The sequence below is a fragment of the Nocardia kruczakiae NBRC 101016 genome (genome assembly GCF_001612965.1).
Classification (GTDB): domain Bacteria; phylum Actinomycetota; class Actinomycetes; order Mycobacteriales; family Mycobacteriaceae; genus Nocardia; species Nocardia kruczakiae.
In genome coordinates this window covers 159,201-173,800 of sequence record NZ_BDBL01000002.1, presented here as the reverse complement: position 1 = coordinate 173,800, position 14,600 = coordinate 159,201, and the positions used below count along the sequence as shown (strand labels likewise).

Genomic DNA, 14,600 nt, shown 5'->3' with positions numbered 1-14,600 from the left:
CGCGCCCGGCACCCGCCGGATCGCCAGTGTCGGCGGGGTCTCGTTCGAGTCCGGAGTGGGTTCTCGTCGCGCGGTCGGGTCGTCGTTCCGCTCGAACCCACTGTTCACCGTGTACCCCTGCCTGATGTCGTGCCTCGGCACGCCACCCTAGCGCGCCACGGCCTCCGATTCCGAGACGCCATGGCCACTGTCGGCGACGGGGCCTTTCGGCGGGGCGGCGACCAGCGTCAGCAAGGTCGCCTCGGGGCGGCAGCAGAAGCGGTACGGCGCCCACGGCGAGGTGCCCAGACCGGCGGACACGTGCAGCCGCGTGTGCGCACCCCAGCGCGACGGCCCCTTCACCCGGGACCGATCGATACCGCAGTTGGTGACCAGCGCGCCGAATCCCGGCAGGCACAGCTGCCCGCCGTGGGTGTGGCCGGCCAGCACGAGGTCGTACCCGTCACCGGCGAACCGATCGAGCACCCGCGGTTCGGGCGAATGGGTGAGTCCGATGCTCAGATCGGCCAGGGGATTCGGCGAGCCGGCGACCGTGTCGTAGCGATCGCGAGCCAGGTGCGGGTCGTCGACGCCGGCCGTGGAGATCTTGATTCCGGCGACCTCGAGGTCGCGCCGCACATGCGTCAGATCCAGCCAGCCGCGTTCGGTGAACGCCGCGCGCAGATCCTGCCAGGGCAGCGGATCGCCGTGCACGCGCTTGTGGTTCTTGTCGAAGTACTTGAGCGGATTCTTCGGGACGGGCGCGAAGTAGTCGTTACTGCCGAACACGAAGATGCCCGGACGGGAGAGCAACGCCGTCAGCGACTGCACCACCGCGGGCACCGCCTTCGGATGCGCGAGATTGTCGCCGGTGTTGACGATCAGGTCCGGTTCCAGGGCGGCGAGTTCGCGAACCCAGGCTTGTTTGAGTTTCTGGCCGGGCGTCATGTGCAGGTCGCTGATGTGCAGCACACGCAGGCTCGACGAGCCCGGCTGCAGCACCGGCATCGTGGCCTCGCGCAGGACGAAGGCATTGCGTTCGATCAGCGAGGCATAGCCGATTCCGGCCACTGCGGTACCGGCGGCCGCGGCGGCGACCTTAGCTCCGGAGCCCAGCGCTGCTCGTCGAAGTGCGGGGGACGAGAATACGGGCATCAGCCCAGAATAGGCGACCACTGTGACGAATACCGAGTGTGATTCCGCACAGGCATCCGGTTTGTGGGGCGTAGCTGTGCCCGTCCACCCGGCTCGACACGCGGAAATGCGGTGGGAGGGTCCGCGCGCACCGGCTAGCGTGTGGCGCATGTCGGAACTCAAATCGAAGTTGCGCGCCGATCTGACCGCGGCGATGAAGGCCAAGGACACGTTGCGCCTCAGCACGCTGCGCATGCTGCTGGCGGCCGTGCAGAACGCCGAGGTCGCCGGTACCGAGGCGAAGGAGCTCTCCGATGCCGAGGTGATCGCGGTCCTCGGCAAGGAGGCGAAGAAGCGCAATGAGGCGGCCGTCGTCTACGAACAGAACGGTCGCGGCGAGCTGGCCGCCAACGAGCGCGCCGAGCAGGAGATCATCGACGAATATCTGCCGACACCGCTCACCGAAGCCGAGGTCGCCGACATCGCCGACACCGCCATCGCCGATGTGGCCGAGCAGCTCGGCGAGCGTCCGGGCATGAAGCAGATGGGCCAGGTCATGAAGGTCGCGACGGCGCTGGCCGCGGGGCGGGCGGACGGCTCGCGGATCTCGGCCGCGGTCAAAGCCCGGTTGTAGCTTCACCGGACAAAGCAGGAGGCCGGCGAATGTGTCGCACATTCGCCGGCCTCTCGCGTATCGCTACCGGGGGATCGGAATCGGAATCGGTGGCAGCCTCGGTATCTGCGGCAGACCCGGGAGCATCGGCGGCGCGGGCGGCGGTCCGGGGCGCGGAATCTCCCGCTGGGTGCCGTCGCTGACGAGCACTGTGATCACCGATCCGGGAATGGCCGAGCCGTTCGGCGTCGTAGCGGTGACCGTCCCCTTCGCCGCCGACCCGGGCGTGGTGACCGTCGACACCTGGAAGCCGGCGCCGATGAGCACCGAGCGGGCCTCGGACTCCGACATACCGTTCACATCCGGAATCTGCGCGTTGTTCGAGCCGCGCACGTATTTGTCGTCCAGCGGCGGCAATGCGGGCGGCGGGAATTTGTCGAGTACCGGCTTGATACCGCCGAACCAGCTGCGAGCCGGTTCGTTACCACCGTAGAGGTTGCCGTCACCGCAGGTACGCAGCGGGAACGAGCAGATCTCGCCGGGCGTCGGGGAGTCGCCGTAGATGTAGGCGGCGCCGGCCATCGAATTGGTGAAGCCGAGGAATGCCGAGGACCGGTGGGTTTCGGTGGTTCCCGTCTTGGCCGAGACCGGGGCGTTCCAGCCCACCGCATGTGCGGAACCGGCCGCGGTACCGCCCACGGCGTCCTGGCTCAGCGCATTGGCCAGCGTATTCGCCAGCCCGGGCTCGACGACCTGTTCACAGGCCTGCTGGGTGAGTGGCACCTGCTTACCGTCGCGGTCGATCACCTCGGCGATCGGCGAGGGCGGGCACCACTTTCCGCCGGAGGCCAGCGTCGCGGCGACATTGGACAATTCCAGCGGATTGATCGCGACCGGGCCCAGGGTGAACGAGCCCAGATTCTGCTGTTTGATCATGTCCGCCAGGCTCTGATTGCCGTGGCCGGAAGTGCCCGCTTCGGTGTAGGAACGCATCCCGAGCCGTACCGCCATATCGACCGTCGGTGTCACGCCGACGTCCTGAATGAGCTTGACGAACGCGGTATTCGGTGACTGCGCCAACGCCTCGGTCACCGACTCCGGAGATCTGTAATTGCCGACGTTCTTCACGCAATAGGTGGCGGGCGGACAGCCCGGGGCGCCACCGTTACCCATACCCTTCGCGGCGAAGAACGAGGGCACATCCAGCTGCGCGCTGGTGCCGAGGCCCTTCTCCATCGCGGCGGCCGTGGTGAAGATCTTGAAAATCGATCCGGCGCCGTCACCGACCATCGAATACGGCTGCGGTTGGACGGTTTGATGTGCGCCCTGATCCAGACCGTAGGTGCGGCTCGAGGTCATCGCCAGGATGTGATGGGAGTCCTGGCCGGGAGCGATGATGCTCATGACCTCGGCGATATTCTCCAGATTCGGATCGGTGTTCGCCGTGACGGCGGCCTTGACCGAATTCTGCACCGCCGGATCCAAGGTGGTGCGGATCAGATATCCGCCCTTGTCCATCTGATCCTTGCTGATGCCGGAATTGGCCAGGTACTGCAGCGCGTAATCACAGAAATATCCCCGGTCACCTGCGGCGATGCATCCGCGCGGCAGGCCCTTGGGCTCCGGCAGCACACCCAGCGGCTGTTCCTTCGCGGCCCGGAATTCGTCGGCCCTGCTCGGAATGTTCTGGATCAGGGTGTCCAGCACGGTATTACGCCGCTCCAACACGCCCTTGGGGTTGGTGTACGGGTTGAGTTTGGAGCTGGACTGGACCATGCCGGCGAGCATGGCGGCCTGCGCGACCTTCAAATCCTTGGCGTCGACGCCGAAATAGGTCTGCGCGGCGTCCTGAATGCCGTAGGACCCGTTGCCGAACGGCACCAGATTCAGATAGCGGGTGAGGATCTCGTCCTTGGTGAGTTCTTTCTCCAAGGTCAGCGCCATCCGGATTTCGCGCAGTTTACGGGCCGGCGTGGTTTCGATGGCGGCACGGCGTTCGGCGTCGGTTTTCGCGACCACCAGCAGCTGGAAGTTCTTCACGTACTGCTGGTCGATGGTCGAGGCGCCCTGCTGGACTTCACCGCTCGAGGTGTTGGTCAGGAATGCGCGCAGCGTGCCCTGCCAGTCGACGCCGCCGTGTTCGGCGAAGCGTTTGTCCTCGATGGAGACGATCGCCAACTTCATATCGTTGGAGATCTTGTCGCTGGGGACCTCGAAACGTCTCTGCTCGTACAGCCACGCGATGGGGGCTCCGGTCGCATCGACCATCGTCGACACCGCCGGTGCGGTGCCCTCCACCAATTCCGCGGAAACGTTGTCCACGGCATCGGCTGCGCGGTTCGACAGGTACCCGAAGCCGCCGGCGAGCGGGAACAGCAATCCGGCGACGAGTACGGCCGCTAGGACGCAGGCGCCGGCGAGCCTCGCGAGCGATTGTGAGATCGGCACGCGCCCCAGCCTAATTGGCCCGCCGTCACACGCGCGGTGCGCGGTCGGCGGCGCGCCATGACGCCTGGTCGCGCGGCCTCCGCAGGGACGGGCGTACCAGAAATTACGGGCACGGTCTTGCGCTGGGCCCATACCTTTACCTAGATTGAGAACCCAGTGTGATAGAGCTAACACTCAAAGTGGAATGTGGTGCGGAGCGCAGCGGGGTTGGGTTGCTGTGGGCTGCACGCGATTCCGGAGCGCCGTTGACCCGGTGTTCGGACTGCAAAGGGGCACACCAAATGCACATGACTACCCCCATCGCTCGATTGGACGTGGAGCAGGCCGAAGCGAGAATCGCCTGGGTGTCCCAGGCCCGATGCAAGGAAGTGGATCCCGACCAGTTGTTCGTGCGTGGTGCCGCCCAGCGCAAGGCGGCCACCATCTGTCGGCACTGCCCGGTGCTCATGGAGTGCGGTGCCGACGCCCTCGACAATCGAGTCGAATTCGGTGTGTGGGGTGGGATGACGGAGCGGCAGCGGCGTGCGCTGCTCAAGCAGCATCCCGAGGTGACCTCCTGGGCGGACTTCTTCCGCGCCCAGCGTCAGCAGAAGGTCGCGATGTAGTCGAGTAGTCGTACGGTCCGAGTCCGCGGGTGCGGGCTCGGACCGTTTTTCGCCCGATGACGTGCGGAATCGGGGCCGCACGTCATCACCATTGGAGAATTCAGGCCGCGCCGGATCCGGCGAGCTGTTCGCCGACTGCACGCAACGCGTCCAGATCGGACACCTCGAACGGCAGCGCGGTCACCGTCACGATCGGCACCCGCGGATGGGCGCCGGTGAAGCGGTGCAGCAGATGTTGTTCGCGTTTGGCCGTGACCGCGCGATGGGCGTGGATGCGCAGGATGTCGGCGGTCAGCGTCGCGGGATCGGTGGCGGCGTCCGCGGCGGCCACGGCCTCCTTCGAGGTGCCGTCGGAGGCGCTGCCCGGGCCGGTGCTCAGCCGGTCCGCGGCGGCGGTCGCCTGAGCCGAGGAGAGGGTGCACAGCACCGGATGGGTGCGATTGAGAACCAGCCCGGCCAGCGGCATTCCGTCGGTGGAGAGCCGATCCACGAAGAACGACGCCTCGCGCAGCGCGTCCGGCTCGGCCGCGGCGACCACCACGAAATGGGTTCCGGGCCGCGAGAGCATGGCGTAGGTGCGTTCGGCGCGGTCCTGGAAGCCGCCGAACATCGACTCCAGGGACTGCAGGAACAGCGACGCGTCCTTGAGCATCTGCCCGCCCACGACCGTGGACACCCCGCGCACGGCGAGGCTCATCGCGCCGGTGACGAAGCGGCCCACGCCGCGGCCGGGCGCCATGATGACGCGGATCATCCGGCCGTTGAGGAAATTGCCGAGCCGCTTGGGCGCGTCGAGGAAGTCCAGGGCGTTGCGCGAGGGCGGGGTGTCCACGACGACCAGATCCCACTCGCGCTTGGCGACCAGCTGGCCCAGCTTCTCCATCGCCATGTACTCCTGCGTTCCGCCGAAGGAGGAGGCGACGGTCTGATAGAAGGGGTTGGCGAAGATCTGCTCGGCCTTGTCCGGGCTGGTGTGCTCGAGCACCATGTCGTCGAAGGTGCGGCGCATGTTGAGCATCATCGCGTACAGCTCACCCTTGGCCGTCTCGGGCAGTTGGACGCGCTGAGGAGCGTTGCCGAGGTCGCTGACGCCCAGGGACTGGGCCAGCCGCCGCGCCGGGTCGATGGTCAGCACCACGACCTTGCGGCCCTGTTCGGCCGCGCGCAGGGCGATCGCCGCGGCGGTGGTGGTCTTGCCGACCCCGCCGGAGCCGCAGCACACCACCACCCGGGCGGTCGGGTCGGCGATGACGGCCTCGACATCCAGCAGCGGAGTCGCCGGCGGGATCAGCGGGCTCGGATGGCTCATCAGCGGACTCCCTGCGCGCTCAGATGTTCGGCCAGTTCGTACAGTCCGCCCAGGTCCATACCGTCGGGCAGCGCCGGCAGATACAAGCGGCTGATATCCACCTTCGCCAGTTCGGCGGAGCTGTCGTCCTGGGCCTGCAGGGTGGCCGAATGTTCCACGGCCTCCTGGATCAGGCCCTGGAAGTCGTTGTCGTCCACCGTGATTCCGGCCTCGGCCAGCCCCGCGCGGACGGCGTCCAGATCGAGGTCGCCGGTGGCGACGCGGGCGCGCACCGGGGCGGGGAGAAAGCCCTCGGTGGCGCGATTGACGATGACCGTACCGATCCGGAAATCCGATTCGGTCAACTCGGCGATCGCATCCGCGGTCTCCTGTACCGGCAGCGCCTCGAGCAGGGTCACCAGGTGGACGACGGTCTGCTCGGAATGCAGCAGCGCCGCCACGCCCTCGGCCTGCCCGGCGATCGGCCCGCCCTTGGCGACCTCGGCCATGGCCTTGGTGACGTCGAGGAATCCGGCGATGCGACCGGTCGGCGGGGCGTCGACCACGATCTCGTCGTAGACGCGCTCACCGGATTTGTCGGTGCGGACCGCGCATTCCTTGATCTTGCCGGTCAGTATCACGTCGCGCAGACCCGGAGCGATGGTCGTGACGAATTCGATGGCACCCATCCGGCGCATCGCCCGGCCCGCGAAGCCGAGGTTGTAGAACATGTCGAGATATTCGAGGAAGGCGTGTTCGATATCGAGGGCCAGCGCCATCACCTCGCCACCACCGTCGGCGGTGGCGATCTTGGTTTCGGTCGGCGGCAGCGGCGGCAGGTCGAACAATTGGGCAATCGACTGGCGGCCCTCCACCTCGACCAGCAGCACCCGGCGCCCGCCGGCGGCCAATGCGAGCGCCAAAGCGCCTGCGACCGTAGATTTTCCGGTCCCGCCCTTGCCGGACACGTAATGCAGCCGCGCTTTGTCGGCTCGGTCCGGCCACCCTAATTTCAGTCCCGGCTCTTGCGAAACGGGTACTGCTGTCGGTACTCCCACGCTCGCGAGCCTATAACCCGTTACGAAACAGCGACCAGAGGATCGCCCTACTGTCTCGTAGGCCACAGCGCACTTCCGTGCGAGCCGGAAATGTGCTGATCGGTTCGCGACGAGTCGCTCGGCCGCACATTTCACCGTCGGTTCACCCAGTACGCTTCTGCGACATGAGCGATGTGACGGTGTGGGAATACGCGACGGTGCCGCTGTTGACGCATGCGACCAAACAGATTCTGGATCAGTGGGGCGCCGACGGCTGGGAACTGGTCACGGTGCTGCCGGGGCCGACCGGTGAGCAGCACGTGGCCTACCTGAAGCGGCCCAAGCAGTGACGGCCGGCACCGACTGGCGGGCCAACCTCGAACGGCTCGGTCTCACCCTGCCGCCGGTCGCGGCTCCGGCGGGCGCCTACATTCCGGCCGTGCGCAGCGGTTCGCTGGTCTACACCGCCGGCCAGCTGCCGTTCGTCGACGGCGCGCTGTCGGCGACCGGCAAGGTGGGTGCCGACGTGAGCGTCGATGACGCCGCGCGTGCGGCCGGGCTGTGCGCGTTGAACGCGCTGGCCGCGGTCCACGATCTGGTCGGTCTGGACACGGTCGTGCGAATCGTGAAGGTGGTGGGATTCGTCGCCTCCGCGCCGGGTTTCACCGATCAGCCGCTGGTGATCAACGGCGCGTCCGAGCTGCTGGGCGAGGTCTTCGGCGCGGCGGGCGTGCACGCCCGGTCCGCGGTCGGCGTTTTCGAGTTGCCCAAGAACACTCCGGTTGAGGTGGAGCTGATCGCCGAAGTGCGGTAGGCAAGGGAGATGACCCTCACTCATCCCGCGTACGGACAACTGCGGCCGGTCACCGGGACCGCGTCGGTGCTGTTGGCCGACAATCCGAACCAGATGACCCTGGAGGGTACGAACACCTGGATTCTGCGGGCGCCGGATCGGTCCGACTGTGTCGTGATCGATCCGGGGCCCAAGGACAAGGCGCACAGCGAGGCGATCGCCCGCGCCACCGACGGCAATATCGCGCTGACGCTGATCACCCATCACCATCACGACCACACGGGCGGCATCGATCGGCTGGTGAAGCTGACCGGAACGCCGGTACGGGCGATGGATCCGAAATATCTGTCCGGTTCCTCGGCGCCGCTCACCGACGGCGAGGTGGTCGAGGCGGCCGGGCTGCGCCTGACGGTGCTGGGCACCCCGGGGCACACCCAGGATTCGGTCAGTTTGCTGCTCGACGACGCGCTGATCACCGGCGATACCGTGCTCGGCAGCGGTACGACGGTGCTGGAATCGCGGGACGGCGCACTCGGCGACTATCTCGACTCGCTCGCGCTGCTCGCCCGGCACGCCCCGGGCCGTGCGCTACTCCCGGCGCACGGCCCCGACCACCCGCAAGCCGAGCCGGTGATCGGTTACTACATCGAGCATCGGCATCAGCGCCTGGACCAGGTGCGGGCGGCCTTGCGCGAACTGGGTGAGAACGCGACACCGCTGCAGATCGTGGCGAAGGTCTACGCCGATGTGGACAAACGGCTGTGGCCGGCCGCGCGCAGCTCGGTCAAGGCCCAGCTCGCCTATCTGCGCGGCCGGAACTGAGCCGGATGCGCCGGAGCGCGGTGGGAAATCCCTACCGCGCCCGGCGAGCCAGCCGCTCCGAATCGGAGATCAGCACGCTCTTACCCTCGAGCCGCAGCCATCCGCGGTGGGCGAAATCGGCCAGGGCCTTGTTCACCGTCTCGCGCGAGGCGCCGACCAGCTGGGCGATCTCTTCCTGGGTGAGGTCGTGGGTGACCCGCAGGGCACCGGCCTCCTGAGTGCCGAACCGCTGCGCGAGCTGCAGCAGCGCCTTGGCGACTCGACCCGGGACATCGGTGAAGATCAGGTCGGCCAGGTTGTTGTTGGTACGCCGCAGGCGACGGGCGAGCACCCGCAGCAACTGTTCGGCGATCTCCGGCCGCTGGTCGATCCACGCCTTGAGCGCATCGCGATCCATGGTCACCGCACGCACCTCGGTCACCGTGGTGGCCGTGGAGGTACGCGGGCCCGGGTCGAAGATCGACAGCTCGCCGAACATGTCCGACGGGCCCATGATGGTCAGCAGGTTCTCGCGCCCGTCCGGGGAACGGCGGCCGATCTTCACCTTGCCCGACGTGATGATGTACAGCCGATCGCCGGGCTCGCCCTCGTTGAAAATGACATGGCCACGTGGAAAATCCACAGGCTGAAGCTGTTTGGCGAGAGCAGCCACCGCGGTGGGCTCGACGCCTTGGAAGATGCCTGCTCTGGCGAGGGCCTCGTCCACGAATGTGCTCCTTATGGGAATTGACGTTGCTTACTGCGGCGTCAGCGGGTCCCTACGTGGTACGCAGGCTGCCGCCTGGCTCGGCGTCGCTCGCCACAGTGCTGGACCGAAGCGTTCGGCCGACAGTGCAGTCTACTTGCCATCCACGCAGCGTAGTGACAGACACCACGTAACGTGCGGTTTGTGAACGGGCGCGGCGTCGCGGAAAGTTCCCGGGCTCGGGTATTCGCGGGTCGGGGCGGCGGTATCGCCGGACGGCGGAATCGGGTCAGCTGGCCTGGGCGACGTCCAATTCGTCGCGATTACGGCGGCGGCCTCCGGAGCCGGCGTGTGCGGGCACGCCCAACTTGGCCAGCTCGTTGACCTCGGCATTGCTGGCCCTGTCCAGATATTGCTGGACCTCTTCACCCGGTTCGAGCAGCTTGCGCAGGCGGTTTTCGACACGTTCCATGAACAGTGCGAAAAGCATCAACACCACCGGGAAGAGCACCACAGCGAGTCCTTGCATACGGGTGAGTAAACACGGAGAAGGTCTCAGATGGAACACGGGGATTGTTCGCGATCGCGCTCACGTCGGTGCGGTTCCGTATGGTGGACGAGTGCGTGAACCCAGATCCACCGCCGTGAACGGGCACGAGACGGCCGCGACGGCCATCGATGCGGCGTCGGTCACATCGACCGAATCGAGTTCTGCGGCTCGAAAAAAATCTCCGCAGAAATCCGCGCGTGCGAACTCGAAACCGGCCGGCCGATTCGCCGACGAAACCCGGCTGGGTCTGGTACGCCGCGCCCGGCGGATGAATCGCACACTGGCGCTGGCATTTCCCGACGCGCACTGCGAACTGGATTTCACCACCCCGCTCGAATTGGCCGTTGCCACAATCCTTTCCGCGCAATGCACCGACGTCCGGGTGAATCTGACGACGCCGGCATTGTTCGCCCGGTACCGCGACGCCGAGGCCTATGCCGCGGCCGACCGCACGGAACTCGAGGAATACATCCGGCCCACCGGCTTCTACCGCAACAAGACGAGTTCGCTGATCGGGCTGGGACAGGCACTGGTGGAACAGCACGACGGCGTGCTGCCGCACACGATGTCCGAATTGGTGAAATTGCCGGGAATCGGGCGCAAGACCGCCAATGTCATCCTCGGCAACGCCTTCGATGTGCCGGGAATCACTGTCGACACCCATTTCTCGCGGCTGGTGCAGCGATGGAAATGGACCACCGAGGACGATCCGGTCAAGATCGAACACGCCGTCGGCGAACTGATCGAGCGCAAGGAATGGACGATGCTCTCGCATCGGGTGATCTTCCACGGCCGTCGCGTCTGCCATTCCCGTAAACCGGCGTGCGGCGCCTGCCTGCTGGCCAAGGATTGCCCCTCGTTCGGAATCGGCCCGACCGACCCCGTGACGGCCGCCGCACTGGTGAAGGGACCCGAGGCCGAGCATCTGCTCGAATTGGTGGGCCGGTGAAATCGGTCCCGACGGCGTGGCGATGGGCGTTCGTCATTCTCATAGCGGTGGTAGCGCTCGCGGTCGCGGTCTGGCCGCGCGGCGACGATCGCGGTCCGTCCGTCACCACCACCGCGGTCCAGGGTGGGCCGGCTTCGGTGTCCGACGGGCAGCGTGCCGCGGCGGCACTGGCCGATTGCCCGCGCCCGGGTGATCCGACGGGGCGGCCACCGACGCCTGCCGCCGGGCCGTTGGCCGGAATCACCCTCGAATGTCTGGCCGACGGACGTCCGGTCGACCTCGGCGAGGCGTTGGCCGGCCGTCCGGCGCTGGTGAATCTGTGGGCCTACTGGTGTGAGCCGTGCGCGCGGGAACTGCCCGCGCTGCAGCAATTCTCGGCCCGCGCGGGTAGCGCGCTTACCGTCATGACCGTGCACAGCGATCCCGACGAGGGCAAGGCGATGGCCCGGTTGCGCGACCTCGACGTGCATCTGCCGGGTGCACAGGACGGCGCCGGAAAGGTGCGTACGGCGGTGCGGGCGCCGGCCGTCCTGCCGGTCTCGGTCCTGGTCCGCGCCGACGGTTCGATCGCGAAGGTGGTGGTCCGGCCGTTCGATACCGCCGACGATGTCGCCGCCACCGTCGCGCAGGAATTGGGGGTGCGGGTGTGAGCGGACACGGCCCGAGGACAGGCGAGGGATTGATCCGGTACGACCGGTACGGACCGGACGCGGAGGCAGTACGCACAACCGTGGAGGACCGCGTCCGTGCCCGATAGCTCCGAGATGAACGACAATTCGACAACTGAGGACCGGCCGCACCTGCTCGCCACCGACATCCCGGACTGGTTGCGCGGAGTCGCCGAACACGAACCGGCCGATCCGACAGGCGTGAATCAAGTGCTCAAACGCACCGCCGGCAAGGTGGCCGCGGCCGCCCTGCGCCCCCGCGAGGCCGCCGTCCTCGTCTTGTTCGGCGGCTCCCCGGAGTCCGATCCGGCTGCGCGCGGCGGTCTCCCGGCCGACGCCGACGTGTTGCTGACCCAGCGCGCCGCCACCCTGCGGCAACACCGCGGGCAGGTCGCCTTTCCCGGCGGCGGGGTGGAACCGGGTGACGACGGTCCCATCGGCACCGCACTGCGCGAAGCGCGCGAGGAGACCGGTCTCGACCCCGTGGGTGTGGAACCGTTCGCCGTCCTGCCCAAGATCTTCGTCCCACCGTCCCGGTTCGACGTCACGCCCGTGGTCGCGTATTGGCGCACGCCCGGGGAGGTGGGGGTGGTCAGCGAAACCGAAGCCGCCCGCGTGGTGCGGGTGCCGCTGGCGGATCTGATCGACCCGGCGAACCGATTCGTCGTTCGCCATCCCCTGGGGTACATGGGCCCGGCCTTCGCGGTCGATGGCATGCTCGTCTGGGGTTTCACCGCCGGTGTGCTCGCCGGTCTGCTTGCGGTATCGGGATGGGAGCGGGACTGGGATCACCACGACGTGCGTGATCTGCAGACTTCGCTCGCGGCAGTGGGGATGACGTTATGAGTAGTTCCGGGTGGCTCGACCTCGCGGTCGTCATCATCGCGCTACTGGCCGCCACCTCGGGGTGGAGACAGGGTGCGGTGGCCTCGGCGCTCGGATTTCTCGGTGTGGTGCTCGGCGCGGTGGCCGGCATCCTGATCGCGCCGCACATCCTGCAGCACATCAGCGAGGGCCGTAAGCGCGTCCTGGTGGGCGTCGTGCTCATCGTCGCGCTGGTGATCGTCGGCGAGGTGGCGGGCATGGTGCTCGGCCGCGCGGCGCGCAGCGGTATGCGGCATCCGTTCACCCGCAGTATCGACAGTGTGGTGGGTGCGGCGCTGCAGTGTGTGGCCGTGCTGGTCACCGCCTGGCTGCTGGCGTTGCCGCTGGCATCGTCGTCCCAGCCGGGTATCGCGGCCGCGGTCAACGGCTCCCGGGTGCTCGCCGACGTGAACCAGGTCGCGCCGAACTGGCTGCGCCGGGTGCCGAACGAATTCTCCAAACTGCTCAACACCTCGGGCCTGCCGGAGGTGATCGGCCCGTTCGGCCGTGCGCCGATCGCCGCGGTCGAGCCGCCGGATCCGAGCGTTCTCGACACGCCCGTCGCTCTGAATCTTCAGCACAGCGTGTTGCGGGTGAACGGTGTCGCGCCGAGTTGCCAGCGCGCGCTGGAGGGTTCCGGATTCGTCGTGGCGCCCGAGCGCGTCATGACCAATGCGCACGTGGTCGCGGGCACCTCCACCGTGCAGGTCGACACCGCGCGCGGTCGCCTGGACGCGACGGTCGTGCTGTTCGATCCGTCCAAGGACGTCGCCATCCTGGCCGTTCCCGGACTCAACGCGCCGGTGATCCCGCTCGCGCCCTCGCCCGGAAAATCCGGCCAGAGTTCGATCGTCCTCGGCTACCCCGGCGGTGGCCCCTACACCGCCAGCGCGGCCCGGGTGCGCGAGACGCTCGAACTGACCGGTCCCGACATCTACAAGAGCAACACCGTCGAACGGCAGGTCTACACCGTGCGCGGCCGGGTCCGCGCCGGCAATTCCGGTGGCCCGCTGGTCGACACCGACGGTGAGGTGCTGGGCGTGGTCTTCGGCGCGGCGGTCACCGACGACGACACCGGCTACGTACTCACCTTGAAGGAGGTCGAATCCGATCTGGAGGCCGCGTCGAATTCGACCTCGCCCGTCGGCACCGGTGACTGCGTCCTGAGCTGAGGATCCGCTCGCGTCAGGCGTATTGCGCGGTGGCCGGGTCGCCCAGCAGTTTCGACAGTTCCGTCGTGACGGCGTCCGGATTCTCCTGGTGGGCGAAGTGCCCCGCCGCCGGAATCGTGACCACGCGGCGGCCGGGCGCGAGTTTGCCGGCGCCGCGCACGGTGGATTCGAGCATGTAGGGGTCGGCGTCGCCGCGCAGGATGAGCGTCGGCACGCGGACGGGTTCGCGCATCGCCGCCAGGAAGCGGCGGCCGTCGGGACGCCACTGACTGCGGAAGGCCCAGCGCTGATACTCCAGGGCACAGTGCGCCGCGCCGGGTATCCGGATCGCCGAGCGCATGCGCTGGGCGGTGTCGACGAACTCCGTGGTGCCCGCCCACCGCGGCGCGACCCGCTCGCGCACGAGACGTTCGATTTCGAATCCGTCCTGGCGGGTCAGCCGGCGCTCGCCGTACCGCGGCAGCTGGTACCGCAGGAAATTCGGCAGATAGGCGGCACGCTGGCGACGATCGCGCAGCACGGCCCGTTTCAACGCCACCGGATGCGGTGACGCGATCAGCGCGATCGACCGCACCACCCGCGGATGCAGCACCGCGGTCGCCCAGCACACCAGCCCGCCCTCGGCATGGCCGACCAGGGTGGCGTCGGTATGTCCGAGCGCCCGCACCAGGCCGGCGATATCACCGGCCAGCGTCCAGCCGTCGTAGCCACGCGGAGGTTTGTCGGAATCGCCGTACCCGCGCAGATCGACCGCGACCGCGCGATAGCCGGCCCGGGTGAGGCCGGTCAGCTGATGCCGCCACGACCACCAGAAATCGCCGAAGCCGTGCAGCAGGACGACCAGCGGCCGCGCGGGGTCGCCCACCGCATCGTCGGCGCCGCCCTCGGCGATGTGGAAGCGGATGCCGTTGGCGTGCACGTCGCGGTGCGTCCACGGGCCGTCGAAGCGGACGCTGGACGGATCGGGAAGCGGATTCGACGACACGCCGAAAG

The 14,600-nt window shown here is 67.8% G+C and carries 16 protein-coding genes; 9 read left to right on the top strand and 7 right to left on the bottom strand.

Annotated features, from left to right (window positions below):
* Positions 1-147 precede the first annotated feature (147 nt).
* Positions 148-1,134 (bottom strand): metallophosphoesterase, encoded by a 987-nt coding sequence (locus tag NK1_RS02200; RefSeq protein ID WP_062994582.1) that lies wholly within the window; start codon positions 1,132-1,134, stop codon positions 148-150.
* Positions 1,135-1,282: 148 nt separating this feature from the next.
* On the opposite strand from NK1_RS02200, the gene NK1_RS02195 reads away from it, so the two are divergent.
* Entirely contained in the window at positions 1,283-1,747 is a 465-nt protein-coding gene (locus NK1_RS02195) for a GatB/YqeY domain-containing protein (RefSeq protein WP_062994581.1), read from the top strand.
* 63 nt (positions 1,748-1,810) lie between these two features.
* Here the strand turns inward: NK1_RS02195 and NK1_RS02190 are convergent, their stop codons facing one another.
* Positions 1,811-4,174: a penicillin-binding protein gene (locus NK1_RS02190; protein ID WP_063006903.1), complete on the bottom strand. Its 2,364-nt coding sequence runs from the start codon at positions 4,172-4,174 to the stop codon at positions 1,811-1,813.
* A gap of 281 nt (positions 4,175-4,455) precedes the next feature.
* Between NK1_RS02190 and NK1_RS02185 the strand changes: the two genes are divergently transcribed.
* Entirely contained in the window at positions 4,456-4,779 is a 324-nt protein-coding gene (locus NK1_RS02185; RefSeq protein ID WP_030516437.1) for a WhiB family transcriptional regulator, read from the top strand.
* Positions 4,780-4,879: 100 nt separating this feature from the next.
* On the opposite strand, the gene bagB is transcribed toward NK1_RS02185, so the two are convergent.
* Together bagB and bagA are read right to left on the bottom strand one after the other, a co-directional pair.
* The gene (bagB, locus tag NK1_RS02180; RefSeq protein WP_063006902.1) at positions 4,880-6,088 is read right to left on the bottom strand and encodes an ATPase BagB; all 1,209 of its coding nucleotides are present in this window, start codon (positions 6,086-6,088) and stop codon (positions 4,880-4,882) included.
* The gene (gene bagA, locus NK1_RS02175; RefSeq protein WP_063006901.1) at positions 6,088-7,125 is read right to left on the bottom strand and encodes an ATPase BagA; all 1,038 of its coding nucleotides are present in this window, start codon (positions 7,123-7,125) and stop codon (positions 6,088-6,090) included. Before bagA ends, bagB begins: the two co-directional genes overlap by 1 nt.
* Positions 7,126-7,289: 164 nt before the next feature.
* On the opposite strand from bagA, the gene sp36 reads away from it, so the two are divergent.
* The 3 genes from sp36 to NK1_RS02165 are packed head-to-tail and all read left to right on the top strand — an operon-like array spanning position 7,290 to position 8,719.
* Complete coding sequence (gene sp36, locus NK1_RS34165; protein ID WP_085997207.1) at positions 7,290-7,454, top strand: Sp36 family protein; 165 nt, start codon at positions 7,290-7,292, stop codon at positions 7,452-7,454.
* Entirely contained in the window at positions 7,451-7,918 is a 468-nt protein-coding gene (locus tag NK1_RS02170) for a RidA family protein (protein ID WP_063006900.1), read from the top strand. Before sp36 ends, NK1_RS02170 begins: the two co-directional genes overlap by 4 nt.
* A gap of 9 nt (positions 7,919-7,927) precedes the next feature.
* A complete protein-coding gene (locus tag NK1_RS02165) occupies positions 7,928-8,719 on the top strand; it encodes an MBL fold metallo-hydrolase (RefSeq protein WP_039775561.1) in 792 nt (263 codons plus the stop codon).
* A 31-nt stretch (positions 8,720-8,750) separates the two neighbouring features.
* Here the strand turns inward: NK1_RS02165 and NK1_RS02160 are convergent, their stop codons facing one another.
* On the bottom strand, positions 8,751-9,425 hold the full coding sequence (locus tag NK1_RS02160) for a Crp/Fnr family transcriptional regulator (RefSeq protein WP_019044571.1): 675 nt from the start codon (positions 9,423-9,425) through the stop codon (positions 8,751-8,753).
* Between the two features lie 268 nt (positions 9,426-9,693).
* Positions 9,694-9,933, bottom strand: coding sequence for a hypothetical protein (locus NK1_RS02155; protein WP_030516432.1), 240 nt, complete (start codon positions 9,931-9,933; stop codon positions 9,694-9,696).
* A 262-nt stretch (positions 9,934-10,195) separates the two neighbouring features.
* Here NK1_RS02155 and nth point away from each other — a divergent pair, with 262 nt between their 5' ends.
* The 4 genes from nth to NK1_RS02135 all read left to right on the top strand — a co-directional run bounded on the left by nth (position 10,196) and on the right by NK1_RS02135 (position 13,607).
* Entirely contained in the window at positions 10,196-10,903 is a 708-nt protein-coding gene (nth, locus tag NK1_RS02150; RefSeq protein ID WP_063007042.1) for an endonuclease III, read from the top strand.
* Positions 10,900-11,553: a TlpA family protein disulfide reductase gene (locus NK1_RS02145; protein ID WP_063006899.1), complete on the top strand. Its 654-nt coding sequence runs from the start codon at positions 10,900-10,902 to the stop codon at positions 11,551-11,553. The genes nth and NK1_RS02145 overlap by 4 nt, the downstream gene beginning before the upstream one ends.
* 114 nt (positions 11,554-11,667) lie before the next feature.
* Positions 11,668-12,417, top strand: coding sequence for an NUDIX hydrolase (locus NK1_RS02140; protein WP_063006898.1), 750 nt, complete (start codon positions 11,668-11,670; stop codon positions 12,415-12,417).
* A complete protein-coding gene (locus tag NK1_RS02135) occupies positions 12,414-13,607 on the top strand; it encodes a MarP family serine protease (RefSeq protein ID WP_063006897.1) in 1,194 nt (397 codons plus the stop codon). Before NK1_RS02140 ends, NK1_RS02135 begins: the two co-directional genes overlap by 4 nt.
* Positions 13,608-13,620: 13 nt before the next feature.
* On the opposite strand, the gene NK1_RS02130 is transcribed toward NK1_RS02135, so the two are convergent.
* Complete coding sequence (locus NK1_RS02130) at positions 13,621-14,592, bottom strand: alpha/beta fold hydrolase (RefSeq protein ID WP_063006896.1); 972 nt, start codon at positions 14,590-14,592, stop codon at positions 13,621-13,623.
* Positions 14,593-14,600: the final 8 nt, after the last annotated feature.

Excerpts from the sequence above, each read along its gene's own strand:
- NK1_RS02200 (WP_062994582.1), bottom strand. The coding sequence starts at position 1,134 with ATGCCCGTATTCTCGTCCCCCGCACTTCGACGAGCAGCGCTGGGCTCC.
- NK1_RS02195 (WP_062994581.1), top strand. The coding sequence starts at position 1,283 with ATGTCGGAACTCAAATCGAAGTTGCGCGCCGATCTGACCGCGGCGATG.
- NK1_RS02185 (WP_030516437.1), top strand. The coding sequence starts at position 4,456 with ATGCACATGACTACCCCCATCGCTCGATTGGACGTGGAGCAGGCCGAA.
- bagB (WP_063006902.1), bottom strand. The coding sequence starts at position 6,088 with ATGAGCCATCCGAGCCCGCTGATCCCGCCGGCGACTCCGCTGCTGGAT.
- sp36 (WP_085997207.1), top strand. The coding sequence starts at position 7,290 with ATGAGCGATGTGACGGTGTGGGAATACGCGACGGTGCCGCTGTTGACG.
- NK1_RS02165 (WP_039775561.1), top strand. The coding sequence starts at position 7,928 with ATGACCCTCACTCATCCCGCGTACGGACAACTGCGGCCGGTCACCGGG.
- NK1_RS02155 (WP_030516432.1), bottom strand. The coding sequence starts at position 9,933 with ATGCAAGGACTCGCTGTGGTGCTCTTCCCGGTGGTGTTGATGCTTTTC.
- NK1_RS02140 (WP_063006898.1), top strand. The coding sequence starts at position 11,668 with ATGAACGACAATTCGACAACTGAGGACCGGCCGCACCTGCTCGCCACC.
- NK1_RS02135 (WP_063006897.1), top strand. The coding sequence starts at position 12,414 with ATGAGTAGTTCCGGGTGGCTCGACCTCGCGGTCGTCATCATCGCGCTA.